This is a genomic window from Arthrobacter sp. NPDC080086, assembly GCF_040702285.1.
The window spans coordinates 1-16,797 of the sequence record NZ_JBFBKP010000047.1; the positions used below are offsets into that span (position 1 = coordinate 1).

General features: G+C 71.3%; 17 protein-coding genes. 3 read left to right on the top strand and 14 right to left on the bottom strand.

The features are described from left to right. Positions 1–27 precede the first annotated feature (27 nt). The 7 genes from AB0305_RS15235 to AB0305_RS15265 form a co-directional block, all read right to left on the bottom strand. Complete coding sequence (locus AB0305_RS15235) at positions 28–468, bottom strand: helix-turn-helix transcriptional regulator (RefSeq protein ID WP_290258312.1); 441 nt, start codon at positions 466–468, stop codon at positions 28–30. Positions 469–606: 138 nt separating this feature from the next. Further along, entirely contained in the window at positions 607–1,149 is a 543-nt protein-coding gene (locus AB0305_RS15240; RefSeq protein WP_364137217.1) for a CinA family protein, read from the bottom strand. Further along, entirely contained in the window at positions 1,146–1,784 is a 639-nt protein-coding gene (gene pgsA / locus AB0305_RS15245) for a CDP-diacylglycerol--glycerol-3-phosphate 3-phosphatidyltransferase (RefSeq protein WP_364137215.1), read from the bottom strand. Before pgsA ends, AB0305_RS15240 begins: the two co-directional genes overlap by 4 nt. A gap of 25 nt (positions 1,785–1,809) precedes the next feature. Further along, positions 1,810–4,719 carry a DNA translocase FtsK gene (locus AB0305_RS15250; protein WP_366173317.1) on the bottom strand — a complete coding sequence of 970 codons (2,910 nt, stop codon included), beginning with the start codon at positions 4,717–4,719 and terminating at the stop codon, positions 1,810–1,812. Between the two features lie 221 nt (positions 4,720–4,940). Further along, positions 4,941–6,629, bottom strand: coding sequence for a ribonuclease J (locus tag AB0305_RS15255; protein ID WP_364137211.1), 1,689 nt, complete (start codon positions 6,627–6,629; stop codon positions 4,941–4,943). A gap of 60 nt (positions 6,630–6,689) precedes the next feature. Next, on the bottom strand, positions 6,690–7,598 hold the full coding sequence (dapA, locus tag AB0305_RS15260) for a 4-hydroxy-tetrahydrodipicolinate synthase (RefSeq protein WP_290258317.1): 909 nt from the start codon (positions 7,596–7,598) through the stop codon (positions 6,690–6,692). Between the two features lie 58 nt (positions 7,599–7,656). After that, positions 7,657–8,022: a hypothetical protein gene (locus AB0305_RS15265; protein ID WP_364137209.1), complete on the bottom strand. Its 366-nt coding sequence runs from the start codon at positions 8,020–8,022 to the stop codon at positions 7,657–7,659. 70 nt (positions 8,023–8,092) lie between these two features. Here AB0305_RS15265 and AB0305_RS15270 point away from each other — a divergent pair, with 70 nt between their 5' ends. Beyond that, the gene (locus tag AB0305_RS15270; RefSeq protein ID WP_364137207.1) at positions 8,093–9,328 is read left to right on the top strand and encodes a heparan-alpha-glucosaminide N-acetyltransferase domain-containing protein; all 1,236 of its coding nucleotides are present in this window, start codon (positions 8,093–8,095) and stop codon (positions 9,326–9,328) included. Here AB0305_RS15270 and AB0305_RS15275 read toward each other — a convergent pair. The 7 genes from AB0305_RS15275 to AB0305_RS15305 form a co-directional block, all read right to left on the bottom strand. Continuing rightward, a complete protein-coding gene (locus tag AB0305_RS15275) occupies positions 9,325–9,819 on the bottom strand; it encodes a hypothetical protein (RefSeq protein ID WP_364137205.1) in 495 nt (164 codons plus the stop codon). The genes AB0305_RS15270 and AB0305_RS15275 overlap by 4 nt on opposite strands. Then, on the bottom strand, positions 9,819–10,577 hold the full coding sequence (gene dapB, locus AB0305_RS15280) for a 4-hydroxy-tetrahydrodipicolinate reductase (RefSeq protein WP_290258321.1): 759 nt from the start codon (positions 10,575–10,577) through the stop codon (positions 9,819–9,821). Before dapB ends, AB0305_RS15275 begins: the two co-directional genes overlap by 1 nt. Before the next feature lie 127 nt (positions 10,578–10,704). After that, positions 10,705–11,241 carry a molybdenum cofactor biosynthesis protein MoaE gene (locus tag AB0305_RS15285; RefSeq protein ID WP_364137202.1) on the bottom strand — a complete coding sequence of 179 codons (537 nt, stop codon included), beginning with the start codon at positions 11,239–11,241 and terminating at the stop codon, positions 10,705–10,707. Beyond that, positions 11,231–11,779: a MogA/MoaB family molybdenum cofactor biosynthesis protein gene (locus AB0305_RS15290; protein WP_364137200.1), complete on the bottom strand. Its 549-nt coding sequence runs from the start codon at positions 11,777–11,779 to the stop codon at positions 11,231–11,233. Before AB0305_RS15290 ends, AB0305_RS15285 begins: the two co-directional genes overlap by 11 nt. Continuing rightward, a complete protein-coding gene (gene moaC, locus AB0305_RS15295) occupies positions 11,776–12,273 on the bottom strand; it encodes a cyclic pyranopterin monophosphate synthase MoaC (protein WP_364137198.1) in 498 nt (165 codons plus the stop codon). The genes AB0305_RS15290 and moaC overlap by 4 nt, the downstream gene beginning before the upstream one ends. After that, the gene (gene glp / locus AB0305_RS15300; RefSeq protein WP_364137196.1) at positions 12,261–13,490 is read right to left on the bottom strand and encodes a gephyrin-like molybdotransferase Glp; all 1,230 of its coding nucleotides are present in this window, start codon (positions 13,488–13,490) and stop codon (positions 12,261–12,263) included. The genes moaC and glp overlap by 13 nt, the downstream gene beginning before the upstream one ends. 82 nt (positions 13,491–13,572) lie before the next feature. Further along, the gene (locus AB0305_RS15305; protein WP_364137327.1) at positions 13,573–15,183 is read right to left on the bottom strand and encodes a molybdopterin-dependent oxidoreductase; all 1,611 of its coding nucleotides are present in this window, start codon (positions 15,181–15,183) and stop codon (positions 13,573–13,575) included. A 208-nt stretch (positions 15,184–15,391) separates the two neighbouring features. Between AB0305_RS15305 and moaA the strand changes: the two genes are divergently transcribed. Together moaA and AB0305_RS15315 are read left to right on the top strand one after the other, a co-directional pair. After that, complete coding sequence (moaA, locus tag AB0305_RS15310; RefSeq protein ID WP_364137194.1) at positions 15,392–16,522, top strand: GTP 3',8-cyclase MoaA; 1,131 nt, start codon at positions 15,392–15,394, stop codon at positions 16,520–16,522. Between the two features lie 7 nt (positions 16,523–16,529). After that, positions 16,530–16,796 carry a MoaD/ThiS family protein gene (locus AB0305_RS15315; protein WP_364137192.1) on the top strand — a complete coding sequence of 89 codons (267 nt, stop codon included), beginning with the start codon at positions 16,530–16,532 and terminating at the stop codon, positions 16,794–16,796. Position 16,797: the final 1 nt, after the last annotated feature.

Genomic DNA, 16,797 nt, shown 5'->3' on the forward strand with positions numbered 1-16,797 from the left:
TTTTCTATGCTTTGGGTGACGCTGGGTTTAGCGGGCGCCCGAGAGCAGTCCGGTTCCCAGTTCGTCGTTCAGTTCACTGTCCAGGTCACGGCCGTACCGCTGGGAGAATTCCTGCGGAACGGTGTCCGGCACTGCCACGCCCTCGGCCACGGCGACACGGTCGCTGACCTCGCGGAGCATGCTGGAGAGCGGGACATCGAGGGCCGTGCAGATCGAGGAGAGCAGCTCCGAGGAGGCTTCCTTCTGGCCGCGCTCCACTTCGCTCAGGTAGCCCAGGGATACTCGGGCACTGTGCGAGACTTCGCGGAGGGTACGGCCCTGGCGCTGGCGGACGTCGCGCAGGACGTCGCCAATTTCGTGACGAAGTACAACCATCTTGCGCTCCTTCTGTTCGCTCTTAGCCTGATCGGCGAGGCCCACATCCTTCCAGCGGACAACGCCGTTTACGGATACGGGCTGCTTTACCATCTGTATCGCCTTGCTCCCTCGTTGGTCGGTTCGCCGTTTCGGTGCGAACGTCTCGGTGACTTCATCCTATGCGCCGCCCTTCTTTGGTGGCGACACAATGTAACAACTATTCGAAATCACGTTTTGTTCCCCGTTACTTTACGGTCCGGTAGCACCGCCGACGGCGTCGAGCAGCCGTTCGAGTGCGGCGCCGCAGGAGAGCGCCCGGATCTCCTGGCGGCTGCCCTCGAAATGGTAGGGGTAGGACGCCGCGCCCTCCGCGGTGGCGACGCCGATGAAGACGGTGCCCACGGGTTTGCCGTCGTGGGCGTCGGGGCCGGCGACGCCGGTGGTGGAGACGCCGACGTCGGCGCCGCACGCGCGGCGGGCGCCCGCGGCCATGGCGGCGGCCACGTCCCCGTCGACCGATCCGGCCGTCTCGAGGAGGGCCTCCGGGACCCCGAGCACCGCGGCCTTGACCTGGTTGGCGTAGGCGACCACGCCGCCGCGGAGCATCGCGGACGCGCCGGGCGTGTCGGCGAGGACGGCGGCGACCATGCCGGCCGTGAGGGACTCGGCCGTGGCTACCGTCAGGCCGGCGGCCACGGACCGCTCCACGGCTTCGCCGGCGAGGCGGTGCAGGTTGGGGTGGGCCCCTGGGTGCAAGGTCGATTGTGCTTCCGGGTGCAGGGGGCCGGTCACGGGGCGCCCTCCTGGATCTTCTGCTGCTGCGCCTTGATGCCGCGGGCGCGGAGCTTCATGGCCTCGATGACGTACTCGGCGCCGGTCCAGACCGTGATGGCGAGGGCCGCGAGCATCACGATGAAGCCCAGCACGCCCAGCCACGGGGCGATCGCGGCGAGCGGGACGACGTAGAGGAAGATCGCCGCGGTCTGCACGACGGTCTTGAGCTTGCCGCCGCGGGAGGCGGGGATCACGCCGTAGCGGATAACGAAGAAACGCAGTGCGGTGATGCCCCACTCGCGGATCAGGATCAGGGCGGTCACCCACCAGGGCAGTTCGCCCAGCAGGGAGAGCATCACCAGGGCCGAACCGATCAGCAGCTTGTCCGCGATGGGGTCCGCGATCTTACCGAAGTCGGTGACCAGGCCGCGGCTGCGGGCGATGTCGCCGTCGAGCTTATCCGTATAGATGGCGACGGCGAAGACGGCGACGGCGGCCCAGCGCCACGGCCCGTTGCCGGCGTGCAGGCCCGGGGCATCCGCAACGAGGCACCAGATGAAGAAGGGCACCAGCGCGATCCGCAGCATCGTCAGGATGTTGGGCAGGTTCCAGATCTGCGGGGCGGACCCGGGGTTGTTCTCGGCGCTAGTCACTCTCTTAGGCTACCGTCTGCACCGGTTACCGGCCGGTGAGCGACCAGGCGTCCTCGGAGCCCTCGTCCTCGCCGCCGTCCGCGCCGTCATAGTAGTCGACGCTTTGGGCGCGGTTGTCCAGGTCCGCCGCCACGAGGTCCTCGGCGTAGCCGCCCTGGGCGATGTTGGCGTTGGCGTTGTCGCTCAGCGCGGCGGTCTGCGAGTCGGCCGCGGCCGGGGCCTCCTGGCCCTTCATGGCCGCCAGCACGGCCGCGAGGTCGTCCGGCTTGACCAGCACGTCGCGGGCCTTGGAACCCTCGGAGGGTCCCACCACTCCCCTGGATTCGAGCAGGTCCATGAGCCGGCCGGCCTTGGCGAAGCCGACGCGGAGCTTGCGCTGCAGCATCGAAGTGGAGCCGAACTGCGTGGTGACCACCAGTTCGGTGGCCTGCAGCAGCACCTCGAGGTCGTCTCCGATGTCGTCGTCGATCTGCTTCTTTTCCGCCTCGGGGGCGACGTCCTCGCGGTAGACGGCCTGCAGCTGGCCCTTGACGTGCTCGACCACCTTGTGGATCTCGGATTCGGTGACCCAGGCGCCCTGGACGCGCATGGCCTTGGAGGCGCCCATGGGCAGGAAGAGGGCGTCGCCCTGGCCGATCAGCTTCTCCGCGCCGGGCTGGTCGAGGACGACGCGGGAGTCGGTGACCGAGGAGGTGGCGAACGCCATCCGGGACGGGACGTTGGCCTTGATCAGGCCGGTGACGACGTCCACCGAGGGCCGCTGCGTGGCGAGCACCAGGTGGATGCCGGCGGCGCGGGCCAGCTGGGTGATGCGTACGATCGAGTCTTCGACGTCGCGCGGGGCGACCATCATCAGGTCGGCGAGCTCGTCCACGATCACCAGCAGGTACGGGTAAGGGCGGATGACGCGCTTGGAGTCCACGGGCGGGTGGACCTTCCCGGCGCGGACGGCCTTGTTGAAGTCGTCAATGTGCTTGAAGCCGTAGTTGGCCAGGTCGTCGTAGCGGGCGTCCATCTCGCGGACCACCCACTGCAGCGCCTCGGCGGCCTTCTTGGGGTTGGTGATGATGGGGGTGATCAGGTGCGGGACGCCCTCGTAGGCGGTCAGTTCCACGCGCTTGGGGTCCACCATAACCATGCGCACCTCGTCCGGGGTGGCGCGCATCAGGATCGAGGTGATCATCGAGTTCACGAACGAGGACTTACCGGCACCGGTGGCACCGGCCACGAGCAAGTGGGGCATCTTGGCGAGGTTGGCCACGACGTAGCCGCCCTCGACGTCCTTGCCGACGCCCATCACCATCGGGTGGTCCGTGCGGCGGGCGTTCTGGCTGCGGAGGACATCGCCCAGGGAGACGGTCTCGCGGTCCGTGTTGGGGATCTCGATGCCGATCGCGGACTTGCCCGGGATGGGGCTGAGGATCCGGACGTCGGAGCTGGCCACCGCGTAGGAGATGTTCTTGGACAGGGCCGTGACGCGTTCGACCTTGGTGCCGGGCGAGAGTTCGATCTCGTACCGGGTAACGGTGGGGCCGCGGCTGAAGCCGGTCACGGTGGCGTCCACGTTGAACTGGGTCAGGGTGTCGGTCAGGGCGGCGACGACGGCGTCGTTGGCCTCCGTGCGCTCCTTGGGGATGGAGCCCGGGGTCAGGAAGTCCGAGGCCGGCAGCGTGTAGGTGACGTCCCCGGCGAGGGAGAGCTGCTCGGTCCGCTGCGGGATCGGGGTGGGCTGCGGTGCGGGGGCGACGGGGTTGGCCGGGACCTTGGGCGCGGCGGCGGCGCCCGCGGTGACGGACCCGGCGGCGATCATGCCGGGGGTGATTTGCGGGATCGCTTCGGTGGCGTTCTCCGGAGTGGCGCCGTCCGCCGCGGCGCCCAGGCGCTGGGCGGCCTTGATCTTCTCGTCGGCGATCTCGGCCTGGGTGGGCCGGCGCACGCCGGGCGCGACGGCGGGTGCCTTCCGGCCGCGACGGCCGCCGTCGTCGTGGGCGTCGTCGGGTTCGTCGTCGACGACGGCGTGCTCGAAGGCCTCGTCGCCGACGTAGCCCTCGAGGCGGGCGTCGGCGGCGTCCTGGTCCTTGCCGAAGAGCCGCTTGCGCTTCTTCTTCGGCGCGGGGGCGTCGTTCTCGTAGAGGTAGCTGCGGTCGTGGGCGTTGGTCTCCGGCTCGTCCCGGAGATCGATGCCCATGAGGTGTTCGTAGGCGCCGCGTATCCGGGAGGGAATGGCGCCGAACGGTGTGGCCGTGACGATCAGCAGGGAGGTGAACGCGAGCAGGCTGTAGAGGGCCACCGGGACGGCGGGGTGGATGGTGGCCAGCGGCGCGGCGGCGAGGTAGCCGAGCATGCCGCCGGCGCGGCGGAGGCCGTCGAAGCCCTCGGCGACGCCGGGCTGGCCGCCGATGATGTGTGCGAGGCCGCAGCCGGCGAAGGTCATGATGAGGAAGCCGATACCGACGCGGTTGTTGCCGCGGCCGTCCACCGGCTGGCGGAAGAGCCGGAAGGCGCAGACGAACAGCATCAGCGGCAGGAGCAGGGCCATCCAGCCGAACGTGCCGTTAACGATCCCGTAGACCAGGTCCGGGAGCCAGCCGCGGAAGCCCCACCAGGCGAAGGTTGCCACGAAAACGCCGAGGACCAGGTTGAACAGGGCGGCGCCGTCGCGGCGGTCCTCGGGGTGGAGGTCGCTGACGTCGGAGCCGATGCGGCGGATCCCGGCGCCCAGGACGTGCCCGACGCCGAGCCAGGCGCCAGCGACGACGCGGACCAGCCAGGGCTGGTGCGGCTCGACGGCGGCCATCTGCCGGGTGCGGGCCGTCCCCTGCGTGCGGGATTTGGACGCGGCTGCGCTGGAGCCTTTGGCCGAAGATGTGCCTGATTTGCCCCTCGGGCTGCCGCTTGAGTTGCCTCTAGGCGCGGAAGTAGTTCGTGTCGCCATACCTGCCACGGTACCCGAGGACCGGCCGGATGCCCCGGATTTCCGGGGCGGAGCGGGCCATGTTGGCGCTCCCCGGCCCGGCTGGCTCACGGCGTTCCCCCGCTCTTGGCGGCTTCACGGCGCGGCGGGGCCGGTTAACGCCGGACGGCTCCCCCGGCCGGGCCGCGCGGAGGCGGAACCGGAGGGAGGAGCCGTTCGGGTGCTGCTGGTGCTGCCGGGGCCTACGCCTCGAGGACCACCGGGATGATCATCGGCTTGCGCCGCAGCTTGCGGTTGACCCAGGTACCGATAACCCGGCGGACGACCTGCTGCAGCTGCTGCGTGGTGTGGTCGCGGTTCTTGACGGCGTCCTCGAGCGCGACGTTGATCTTCGGGATGATCTCGTCGAAGACCGAGTCGTCCTCCGCGACGCCGCGGGCGTGGATCTCCGGGCCGGAGACGACCTTGCCGGTGGCGCGGTGGATGACGGTGACGATCGAGATGAAGCCCTCGTCGCCGAGCGTCTGGCGGTCCTTGAGGTCCGCCTCGGTGACCTCGCCGACGCTGGAGCCGTCGACGTAGACGAAGCCGACCTCGACCTGGCCGACGATGTCCGCCTCGTGGTCGCGCAGGTCGATCACGGTGCCGTTGTCCGCCAACAGGATGCTCTCCTCCGGCACGCCGGAATCCAGGGCGATCTTGCCGTTGGCGATCAGGTGCCGGGTCTCGCCGTGCACCGGCATGGCGTTGAGCGGCTCGAGGATGTTGTAGCAGTAGAGCAGCTCGCCGGCGGCGGCGTGGCCGGAGACGTGCACCTTGGCGTTGCCCTTGTGGATCACGTCCGCGCCGAGCTTGAGCAGGCCGTTGATGATGCGGAAGACGGCGTTCTCGTTACCCGGGATCAGGCTGGAGGCCAGGATGACGGTGTCGCCCTGGCCGACGACGACGCGGTGGTCGCCGTTGGCCATGCGGGACAACGCGGCCATCGGCTCGCCCTGGGAACCGGTGGACATCAGCACCACGCGGTTGTCCGGCAGGTTGTCGATGTTCTTGATGTCCACCAGGATGCCGGCGGGCACCTCAAGGTAGCCGAGCTTGGCGGCGATGGCCATGTTGCGGACCATGGACCGGCCGACGAAGGCGACCTTGCGGTTGTGGTTGGCCGCGGCGTCGAGCACCTGCTGGACGCGGTGCACGTGCGAGGAGAAGGAGGCGACGATGATGCGCTTGGACGCCTGGCCGAAGAGGCGGTCCAGGGTGGGGCCGATCTCCTTTTCCGCGGTGGTGAAGCCGGGAACGTCGGCGTTGGTGGAGTCCGAGAGGAACAGGTCCACGCCTTCCTCGCCGAGCTTTGCGAAGTGGCGCAGGTCGGTGATGCGGCCGTCGAGGGGCAGCTGGTCCATCTTGAAGTCACCGGTGTGCAGCACGGTGCCGCCGGCGGTGCGCAGGAAGACCGCGAGGGCGTCCGGGATGGAGTGGTTGACGGCCACGAACTCGCACTCGAAGGGGCCGAACTTCTCGACCTGGCCCTCGTTGACGATCATGGTGGTCGGCTTGATCCGGTGTTCCTGCAGCTTGGCCTCGATCAGCGCCAGGGTCAGCTGCGAGCCGACGAGGGGGATGTCGTTGCGCAGGCGCAGCAGGTACGGGACGGCGCCGATGTGGTCCTCGTGGCCGTGGGTGAGGATGACGGCGACGACGTCGTCGAGGCGCTTCTCGATGTAGGAGAAGTCCGGGAGGATCAGGTCGACGCCGGGCTGGGTCTCCTCGGGGAAGAGGACGCCGCAATCAACGATCAGCAGCTTGCCGCCGATTTCGAAGACCGTCATGTTGCGGCCGATCTCGCCGAGGCCGCCCAGCGGGACGATCCGCAGGGTATTGGCGGCCAGTTTCGGCGGCGTGACGAGGCCGGGGAGGGCGGTTTGGGTCATAGTGCACTACTTTCCAGGCGGGGCATGGCAGGTCGGGGCGTGATGCGGCGCGGGGCCGGATCAGGCGTAGACGAGCCCGGCCTCCGCCAAGTCCTCGCGGATTGTTTCGATCTCGGCTTCGCCCGGCTCCACGAGGGGCAAACGGACAACCGAGTTGGGCAGGACTCCCTGCCACTTGAGAACTTGCTTCGCAGCTACAGCGCCCTGAATGTGGGTCATCACTGCACGGACCACGGGGTCCAGTTCGAAATGTAGGGTGCGGGCGGTGGCAAAGTCGCCCGCAAGCGCGGCGTCGATCATGGCCCGGAACTGCCGGGTCGCGACGTGCGCGGAAACACTGACAAGCCCGACGGCGCCGGCGGCCATCCAGGGCAGGGTGAGGCCGTCGTCGCCGGAGTAGACGTCAAGGTCCGTGTTGGCCAGCACCTTGGTGACGGCGGCGAAGTCGGCCTTGGCGTCCTTGAGGGCGACGATCCGGGGGTGGTCCGCCAGCCGGATCATGGTCTCGGGAAGGATCGGGACGCCGGCGCGGCCGGGGATATCGTAGACCATGACGGGCAGGTCCGCCGCGTCGGCGACAGCCTCGATGTGCGCCTGGATGCCGGCCTGGCTGGGCTTGTTGTAATACGGGGTGACGATCAGCTGGCCGTGGGCGCCGGCCTTGGCGGCCCGCTTGGCCATCTCGATCGAGTGCGAGGTGTGGTTGGTGCCGGTACCGGCGATGACCTTGGCCCGGTCCCCCACCGCCTCGACGATGACGCGGAACAGCTTTTCCTTTTCGTCGTCCTCCAGGGTGGAGGTCTCGCCGGTGGTGCCGGAGATGACGAGGGCGTCGTTGCCGTCGTCGACGAGCTTGGAGGCCAGTTCGGCGGACTTCTGATAATCGACGTCACCATCGTTCGTGAACGGCGTGACCATGGCGGTCACGAGGGTTCCAAACGTGTACGAGCGAATGTCAGAGTCAGCCATGGCAAAAACGTTACCTTGTCCCCGCAGTGTTAGAACAATAACGGCAACGTGACGCGCATCATCCCCGTTCGGGCGCGGCGGCAGCTGCGGTGCCCGCTGTGCCGGGCGCTGCGCAGTAGCGGCCCACCGCCTGCTCCCGCAGCGACCCCGCCCAGGCGGCCAGCCGCTGCGCCGCGCGGACGTAGTGGAAGAGCTCGATCGGCGTGAGCGCCTCGACGTCGGTCTCGGCGAGCCGGCGTGCCAGTTCGGCCCCGGGTTGCTGGGCGGACAGGGCGGTTCCCTCGTTGTGCCAGCTGAGGTCCTCCGCGGCCTCCCCGGCCACCAATCGGCGGAACAGGAAATCGACGACGCCGGGGCTCATGGCTTTGAGGACCCCGGAGGACGGCCCGAACCCGGCCGGCTGTGGTTCTGGTGGATGGTTCATGCCGCTCATCTTATTCGAACATATATTCGAACACAAGGGTCGTGACCGGCCCTCGTGAGACGATCGAGGCATGACCTCCCGCGGTACCGCTGCCCGTTCCAGGACCGCCGGCGGGACGCCCCGGACGCCCCGCCTGACCGGCGTCGACGCCGCCCGGGGCCTGGCGTTGCTGGGGATGATGGCCACCCACGTCCTGCCCACCTTCGAGGCCGACGCGGCACTCACCCCCACCTGGGTGGGCCTGGCGTTCTCGGGCCGGGCGGCGGCGTTGTTCGCGGTCCTGGCCGGGGTGGGACTGGCGCTGTCCACCGGCAAGGAGCGGCCCTACGCCGGGCGCGAGCTCTGGGCGGCACGGCGCGGGGTGGCCCTGCGCGCCCTGGTGGTGGCCGCCGTCGGGCTCAGCGTGGGGGCCCTCGAGGTGAACATCGCCGTCATTCTGGTGCATTACGCCGTCCTGTTCCTCTGCATCCTGCCCTTCCTCGGGCTGCGGCCGGGGCGCCTGTTCGCGTTCGCCGCCGGGTGGCTGCTGGCCAGCCCGGTGCTCGCCTACCTGCTGCGCCCGTGGCTGCTGGCACCGGAGCCGCCGCTGCAACTGGGGCACAACCCCGGCTGGGCGGATCTCGCGGAGCCTGCCCGGGTGGCCGGCGACCTGTTGCTCACCGGCTACTACCCGGTGGTGCAGTGGCTGACGTACCTGTTGATCGGACTCGCGCTCGGCCGGCTGCCTTTGGGCCGGGTCGGTCTGCAGGTCAGCCTGGTGGCCGCCGGGACGGCCGCCGCCGTCTTCGCGAAGTGGTTCGGCGGGGTGCTGATGGAGGACCGGGGCGGCCGGGCGGCGTTGCAGGCGGCGATCGGTGACCCCGACTATCCGCTGGCGTCCCTGTTGCAGGTCAACCTCGCCGGCGTGGACCAGTCGGGCTCCGGCTGGTGGCTGGCCACCGCGGCCCCGCACTCGGGCACCAGCCTGGACCTGCTGCACACCTCCGGGGTCGCGGCGGCGGTGCTGGGGGCCTGCCTGCTGCTGGCCCGGCTGGCGGACTGGGTGGAGCTGGACCTGCTCCGCCCCCTGCGCGGCGCCGGTGCGATGACGCTCAGCCTGTACTCGGCGCACGTGTGTGTCATGGCGTCCCTGCATGGCCACCCGCTGCCGTCCGGGTGGAGTCCCGACGGCGTCTTCTGGGCGCAGGCGCTGGCGGTCCTGGCGCTGGGCTGGATCTTCGCGACGCTGTCCTGGCGCGGGCCGCTGGAGTGGGCCGGCCACGGCGCGAACCTGCTGGGCCGGGGCCGAACCCTCGCGGGCCGCTAGGCGGGGCGTCCCCCGGCGTTCCCGCCGTCGCGGTTCAGGCGGACGGCGTCGCGCATGGCCGCGCGGGCGCGCTTCCGGTCGCCGGCGGCGTCGTAGGCGCAGCTGAGCCGGAACCAGGACCGCCAGTCCTCCGGCGCGGCTTCCGCCTCGACGCGGTACTTCTCAAATTCGGCGTCGGCGGCCTCGCGGATGATCCGCCCGGCGGGGGTGCGCGGCAGGGTGTCCTCCGGCAGGCCGCCCTCGGCCTCGAGGATCTTGGCCAGGCGTTCGGTGCGGGCGCCGAAGAGCAGTTCCCGCACCAGTGCCCAGGCCCCGACGATGGGCAGCAGCAGGTAGGCCAGGCCCAGCGCCTTGGCCACCAGGTTGGGGTCGCCGAGCAGCAGCACCGAGCGCTGCAGCGAGACCACCAGGTAGAAGACGAGCAGGAGCGTCACCGCGCCCACCCAGATCTTGGTGCGGTTTGCCTTGAAGGCGGCCAGGACGTTCGCCATCAGAGGCCCAGGTCCAGGTAGCCGTCCAGGCCCACGGTGAGGCCCGGGTGCGCCGCGACGTTGCGGACACCCAGCAGCACGCCGGGCATGAAGGAGGCGCGATCGAACGAGTCGTGGCGGAAGGTCAGCTGCTCGCCGGGGCCGCCGAGCAGGACCTCCTGGTGGGCCACCAGGCCGCGGAGCCGGACGCTGTGGACCCGGACGCCGTCGACGTCGCAGCCGCGGGCGCCGGGGCGCTCGCTGGTGGTGGCGTCGGGGCTGGGGGCCACGCCGGCGGCGTCGCGCTCGGCGGCGATGAGCTGGGCCGTGCGCACGGCGGTGCCGGAGGGGGCGTCCACCTTGTCCGGGTGGTGAAGTTCGATAATCTCGACCGATTCGAAGTAGCGGGAGGCCTTGGCGGCGAAGGCGGAGGCCAGGACGGAGCCCAGCGCGAAGTTTGGGGCGATCAGCACCCCGGTCTCCGGCCGGCCGGCGAGGAGGGCGGTGAGCCGGTCCAGGCGCCCGGCGTCCCAGCCGGTGGTGCCGACGACGGCGTGCATCCCGTGGTCGACGGCGAAGCGGACGTTCGCCTCGGTGCTCTCGGGAACGGTCAGGTCGACGACGATCTGTGCGCCGGCCTCCGTGAGGGTTTCGAGGGAATCGCCCCGGCCGAGGGCGGCAACGAGGGTGAGGTCTTCGGCGGCGTCGATGGCCTTGACGGCCTCCGCGCCCATGCGTCCGTTGGCGCCAAGGACGGCGACGGCGAGTTGTTCGGTCATGCGCTCAACCCTACCGCCGGGGCGCTGGCCGGCCTGAACCGTTACCGCCCGGACCGGCCCCGCGTAACGGGGCACGCGCCGCGGGCGGCTGGCTGCGGGCGTCGGCGGGCACAGGCCGCCGGAGGTGCTACTCCCCCGCGCCTACCCATTCGACGGTGCCGTCGCTGAAGAACTGTTCCTTCCAGATCGGCACCTGTTCCTTGATCCGGTCCACCAGTTCGGCGCAGACGGCGAAGGCCTGCCCGCGGTGCGCGGCGGAGACGGCGCAGACCAGGGCCGGGTCGCCGATCTCCAGCATGCCCGTGCGGTGCGCGGCCCAGATCCGGACCGGCTTGGACTCCGTGCCGGCGGCGGCGTGTTCGGCGACGAGCCCGGCGACGACGTCGGCCATCACCTGGTGGGCGGTGGGGTGCGCGCTGTAGCTCAGCCGGTCCACCGGCTTGCCGCCGTCGTGGTTCCGGACGACGCCGCTGAAGCTGACGACGGCGCCGGCCGTGTCCGACTCCACGGCGGCGATGGCCTGGTCGACGGAGATGGGCTCGGCGCTGAGGACGGCGTGGACGATGTCGAACGTGGCGCCGCCGACGGCGCCGTCGGACGCGGTGCTGTCAGAAGTGGTGCTGTCGGTTGTGGTGGCGTTGGGGTTGGTGGCGTCAGTGCCCATGGGTGCCTTCCAGCTGGTCGCAGAGGTGGCCGAGGATCGGGTCGAGGACGCCAAGGCCGTCCATCACGCCCTTGGGCGATCCGGGCAGGTTGACGATGAAGGTGGTGCCCGCGGCGCCGGCGTGGCCGCGGCTGAGCAGCGCGGTGGGTGTCTTGGCGGCGCCGACGGCCCGCAGCCCCTCCATGATGCCGGGGATCTCGCGGTCCAGCAGCGGGAGGGTCTGTTCCGGGGTGGAGTCGGTGGGGCTGAGGCCGGTGCCCCCGCTGGTGATGATCACCGAGGGGCGCTGGCTGAGCAGGGCGCGCAGGGCGGCACCGACCGGTTCGCCGTCGGGGACCACCATTGCCGGGTAGGTCTCGAAGCCGTGTTCGGTCAGCCAGTCCGCGATGACGGGGCCGGTGAGGTCCTCGTAGACTCCGGCGGCGGCGCGGGTGGAGGCGATCACGATCCCCGCCTTCCGACCGGTCACCTCGCCGTGGGTATGGGGTTCCCCGTGGGTGTGGGGTTCGGGGTGCTGGTGGGATTCGTGGCTGCTCACAGGGTCCAGTCCCCGCTCTTGCCGCCGCTCTTGGCCAGGACCTTGATGTCGTTGAGCACGGCGTGCTTGTCGACGGCCTTGATCATGTCGTAGACGCTCAGGGCGGCGACGGAGACCGCGGTGAGGGCCTCCATCTCCACCCCGGTCACGCCGCGGGTCTTCACGGTGGCGAAGACGGTGACGGTGTCCGTGCCGAGCTCGAAGTCCACCGTGACCTTGCTGATGGGCAGCGGGTGGCACAGCGGGATCAGCTCCGGCGTCTTCTTGGCGGCCATGATGCCGGCGACCCGGGCGACGGCGAGCGCGTCGCCCTTGGGCAGGTCCCCGGACCCCAGGAGCGAGAGGACCTCAGCGGTGCTGTGCACGGTGGCGGTGGCGGTGGCCTCGCGGGTGGTCTCGGCCTTGGTGGAGACATCGACCATCTGGGCGGTGCCGTCCCGGCGGAGATGTGTCAGCGCGGGCGGGGAGAGTTCTGCGTCGTTCACAGCACCCATACTTCCACCTCATCGCCGGCGGCGAGCTCCGCGGTACCGGCCGGGACGTGCACCAGGGCGTTGGAGAGGGCCAGGGCGTGCACCAGGTGTGAGCCGGGGCCGCCCTCCAGGTGCACGGTGCCATCCGGGGTAAGGGTGCCCCGCCGGACCTGGTCTTTGGCCGCGGGCGAGGTCAGCGGCGCGGCCAGCCGGGCGCGGACGGCGGTCCGGGGTGCGGGACTGCCGAGCAGCCCGGTGAGGACGGGACGGAGGAACATCTCGAAGGAGACCAGGCAGCTGACCGGGTTGCCGGGGAAGCACAGCACCGGGACGCCGTCGAAGGTGCCCAGCCCCTGGGGTCCGCCCGGCTGCATGGCGACGGAGCCGAATTCGACGCCGTGGCCCTCCAGGGCCTGCCGGACCACCTCGTAGGCGCCCTTGCTGACGCCGCCGGTGGTGATGATGAGGTCCACCGCGGGCGCGTGGGCGCGGAGCAGCCGCTCGAGGGCGGCCGGGTCGTCCGCGGTGATGCCGGCGCGGGTGACGGCCAGGCCGGCCTGCCGCAGCCCGGAGTCGAGCAGGGTGGAGTTGGCGTCGTAGATCTTGCCGGCCTCCAGCGGCGTGCCCGGGGCCACCACCTCGTCGCCGGTGGTGACCAGCAGCACCGTCGGGGCGGCGTGCACCGGCGCCTCGGCGAGGCCCAGGGCGGCGAGCAGTCCCAGCTGCCCGGGGCCCAGGTAGGTGCCGGCGGCCAGCGCCCGGGTCCCGGCGGCGATGTCGCTGCCGGCGGCGCGGACGTAGGTTCCCGTGGCCGTGGCGGGCAGCCGGACGGTGGCGGGGCTGCCGGGTTCGGGGAAGACGTCCGGCTCGGCCGCTTCGATCGGTACGACGGCGTCCGCACCCGGCGGGATCATTGCCCCGGTCATGATCGGGGCCGCGGTCCCGGCGGCCAGGGCGGCGGGTTGGGCGCCCGCGGGCACCGGGTCGGTGACGCGCAGCTCGGTGCCGCCCTCGGCCAGGTCCGCGCTGCGCACGGCGTATCCGTCCATTTGGGAGTTGGCGAACGGCGGGAGGTCCAGCGGCGCGATGATGTCGCGGGCCAGTCCGCGGCCCAGCGCGTCGGCCAGCGGCACGGTGTCGGTGCGGACGGCGAGGCCTGCCAGCAGCGCGCGGACCTTGTCCCGGTGCGCCTCGACGCTGGCCGGTCCCGCCGCGGCGGGCTGGGGTCGGGAGTGCATGGGTGCGTGTCCTTCGGCTCGGCGGGCTGGGTTTCTCGGCGGACTGGGGTTCTGGTGTGGCAGGGGTCTGGCGGCGCTCCGGTTAGGAGGTCACGTCAACTGTAACCGTGTGGTATCCGGTGGCTCCGTCCGGCGCGACGGGGGCCTGTGCCTCCACCTGGACGGCTCCCGTGGCGTCCGTGGCGCGGACCTGCACCTCGTAGCTGCCCGGCCCCAGCGGCAGGGCCAGTCTCCATTGCCGCCAGGTGTCAGCGGAGATGCCGGGGGCCAGCTCGGCGGCCTTCCAGTCGCCGCGGTTCACCCGCACCTCCACGGCGCGGATCCCCCGGTGCTGGGCCCAGGCCACCCCGCCGAAGGTCACCGTCCCGGCCGGGAGCTTCCGGCCCGCGCTGGGCACGTCGATCCGGGACGAGGTCTTGATCGGCCCGCGCTCGCTCCAGCCGCGCGGGGTCCAGTAGCCCTCGTCGGCGGCGAAGCGGGTGACCTTCAGCTCGGTGAGCCACTTGGTGGCCGAGACGTAGCCGTAGAGGCCGGGGACGACAAGGCGCACCGGGAAGCCGTGTTCCAGCGGCAGCGGCGCACCGTTCATGCCGATAGCCAGGATCGCGTCCCGGTTGTCCGTGAGGGCCTCCAGCGGCGACCCGGCGGTCCAGCCGTCCACGCTGCGCGAGAGCACCATGTCCGCGCCCTGTTGCGGTCCGGCCTGTGCCAGCAGCTCGCGGACCGGCCAGCCCAGCCACCGGGCGTTGCCGATCAGGTCCCCGCCCACCTCGTTGGAGACGCAGGCGATGGTGATGTGCCGGTCGATCAGGGGTTTGGCGAGCAGCGCCTGGAAGTCGAGTTCCACCGGCCGGTCCACCATCCCGGTGACCGTGAGCTTCCAGGTCCGGGGATCCACCACAGGGACGCGCAGGGCGGTGTCGATCCGGTAGAAATCGTCTGCCGGGGTCACCAGCGGGCCCTGGCCTGGCAGTTGCTGGTCCGCGCCGGCGGGAACGGGCGGGGCGGCCGAGGCGGGGGCGGGAAGCGCCAGGGTGCTGCGGTAGCCGGTGACGGCGGCGGTGGCGCCGCGGAGCGTGCCGGCGAGCACGCCGCCGAGGGCCGCGACGCCCGCCGTGATGGAGAAGTTGCGGAGGAACCGGCGTCGGGTGGCCGGTTCCTTCCCGGTGTCCGGGGCCGGCAGTGCCGCTGGGAGTGTCTCCGGCGGCGTCTCCGGCTCTAACGCTCTATCCGGCGCCGTGGCACCGCGCGTCTCCCCCGCCGTCGTTCGCCAGTCACGGAGGGCGCCGATCAGCCAGCGCAGCAGCACGACGGCGACAGCGGCGGCCAGCAGCGGGGCGGGTACGGCAGCCCCGTCCGCCTCCGGCCGGCCCAGCACCGCGGCGAGTCCGGCCAGTCCGAACACCGCGACGACGGCCGCCCCGGCGAAGCGGCGGCGCAGTTCCAGGACACCGGCGACGGCGGCCAGCACGGCGATCGCCAGCCCCATGCCGGTGAGCAGGGCGAGCTTGTCGGCGGTGCCGAACAGGGAGATGGCCCACTCCTTGACGCCGGGCGGGACGGCGTCGATCACGGCGCCGCCCACAGCCGTCACGGGAGAGACCGAGGGGCTCAGCAACCCGGCCGCGAGCTCGCCGGCGGCCACGCCGGCTCCCACCGCGGCCAGCCCGGAGGCCGCCGCCCAGCGGGACATGCGCGGGCCCACGGATTTCTGCCCGGGCGGTCCCGGTCGCTGCGCCACCGGCTGCGGGGTATTCATCCTCCCAGCATAGATTCGCCGGGGAGATTCGCCGCCGGGTTCACGGGCTGGGTCCGCCCGCTGGGTTCACGGCTGCGTTCGCTGGATGGATTCGCGGCTGCCGTGCGGTGATGCCCCGGCGCAGGTGGCGTAGCCTGACACTATGACTGTTCAGCTTGGCATGCCCCAGCCCCGCGCGGAGGGTGGCTCCGGTCCGCAGGCGCCGCAGCCGGCCGGACGCCCGGCCGGGCTGCCCGCGGGCCTGGTGGACCGCTACGGCCGCGTCGCCACGGACATGCGCCTGTCGCTGACGGACAAGTGCAACCTGCGCTGCAGCTACTGCATGCCCGCCGAGGGCCTGGAGTGGCTGTCCAAGGCGGCGGTGATGAGCGCCGAGGAGATCGTCCGGATCGTGAGGATCGGCGTGGACAGCCTGGGCGTGCGCGAACTCCGGCTCACCGGCGGCGAACCCCTGGTCCGCGCGGACCTGCTGGACATTATCAGCTCCCTCCGCCACGCGCACCCGGACCTGCCGATCTCCATGACCACCAACGCCGTCGGACTGGACAAGAAGGCCCAGGCGTTGAAGGACGCCGGCCTGACCCGGATCAACGTCTCCCTGGACTCGCTGCACGAGGAGACCTTCACCCAGCTGACCCGGCGTCCGTTCCTGAACAAGGTGCTCGCCGGCGTCGACGCCGCCTGGGCCGCGGGCCTGGGACCGGTGAAACTGAACGCGGTCCTGATGCGCGGCATCAACGACGCCGAGGCCCCCTCCCTGCTGGCCTGGGCGCTGGGCCGCGGTTACGAGCTCCGCTTCATCGAACAGATGCCCCTGGACGCAGACCATGGCTGGACCCGACGGAACATGATCACCGCCGCCGAGATCCGGGGCCTGCTGTCCGTGGACTATGTCCTGTCCGCCGACCCGCGGGAACGCGACGGCGCCCCGGCCGAACGCTTCGAGGTGCGCGCCCGGGTCCCCGGCACGGACACCGCGGAGGGACCCGTCCTGGGCACCGTGGGAATTATCGCCTCGGTCACCGAGCCGTTCTGCGCGGACTGCCGGCGCACCCGGATCACCGCCGAGGGCAAGATCATGAGCTGCCTCTTCTCGCACGAGGAGACGGACCTGTTGGGGCTGCTGCGCAGCGGCGCCACCGACGAACAGCTCGCCGAACGCTGGCAGGACGCCATGTGGGCCAAGCCCAAGGCCCACGGCATGGACCACGTGGGCCTCGACGCCCCCGACTTCGTGCAGCCGGACCGCAGCATGAGCGCCATCGGAGGCTGACCCACCCGTGATCGTCCGTTACTTCGCTGCCGCGCGCGCCGCCGCCGGCGTCGACGAGGAAGCTTTCCAGCTGCCCGAGGGCGCCGACGTTGCCGGCCTGCTCGAAGCCGTGCTCGCCGTCGAACGTCCGGTCCCGCCCGCCGGCACTCCCCCGCTGGCCCGGCTGCTGGCCCGTTCCAGCTTCCTGCTCAACGAGGTGGCCGTCCGGGACCGCGCCACGGCGCTGGCCCCGGACGACGTCGTCGACGTCCTGCCGCCGTTCGCCGGCGGCTAGG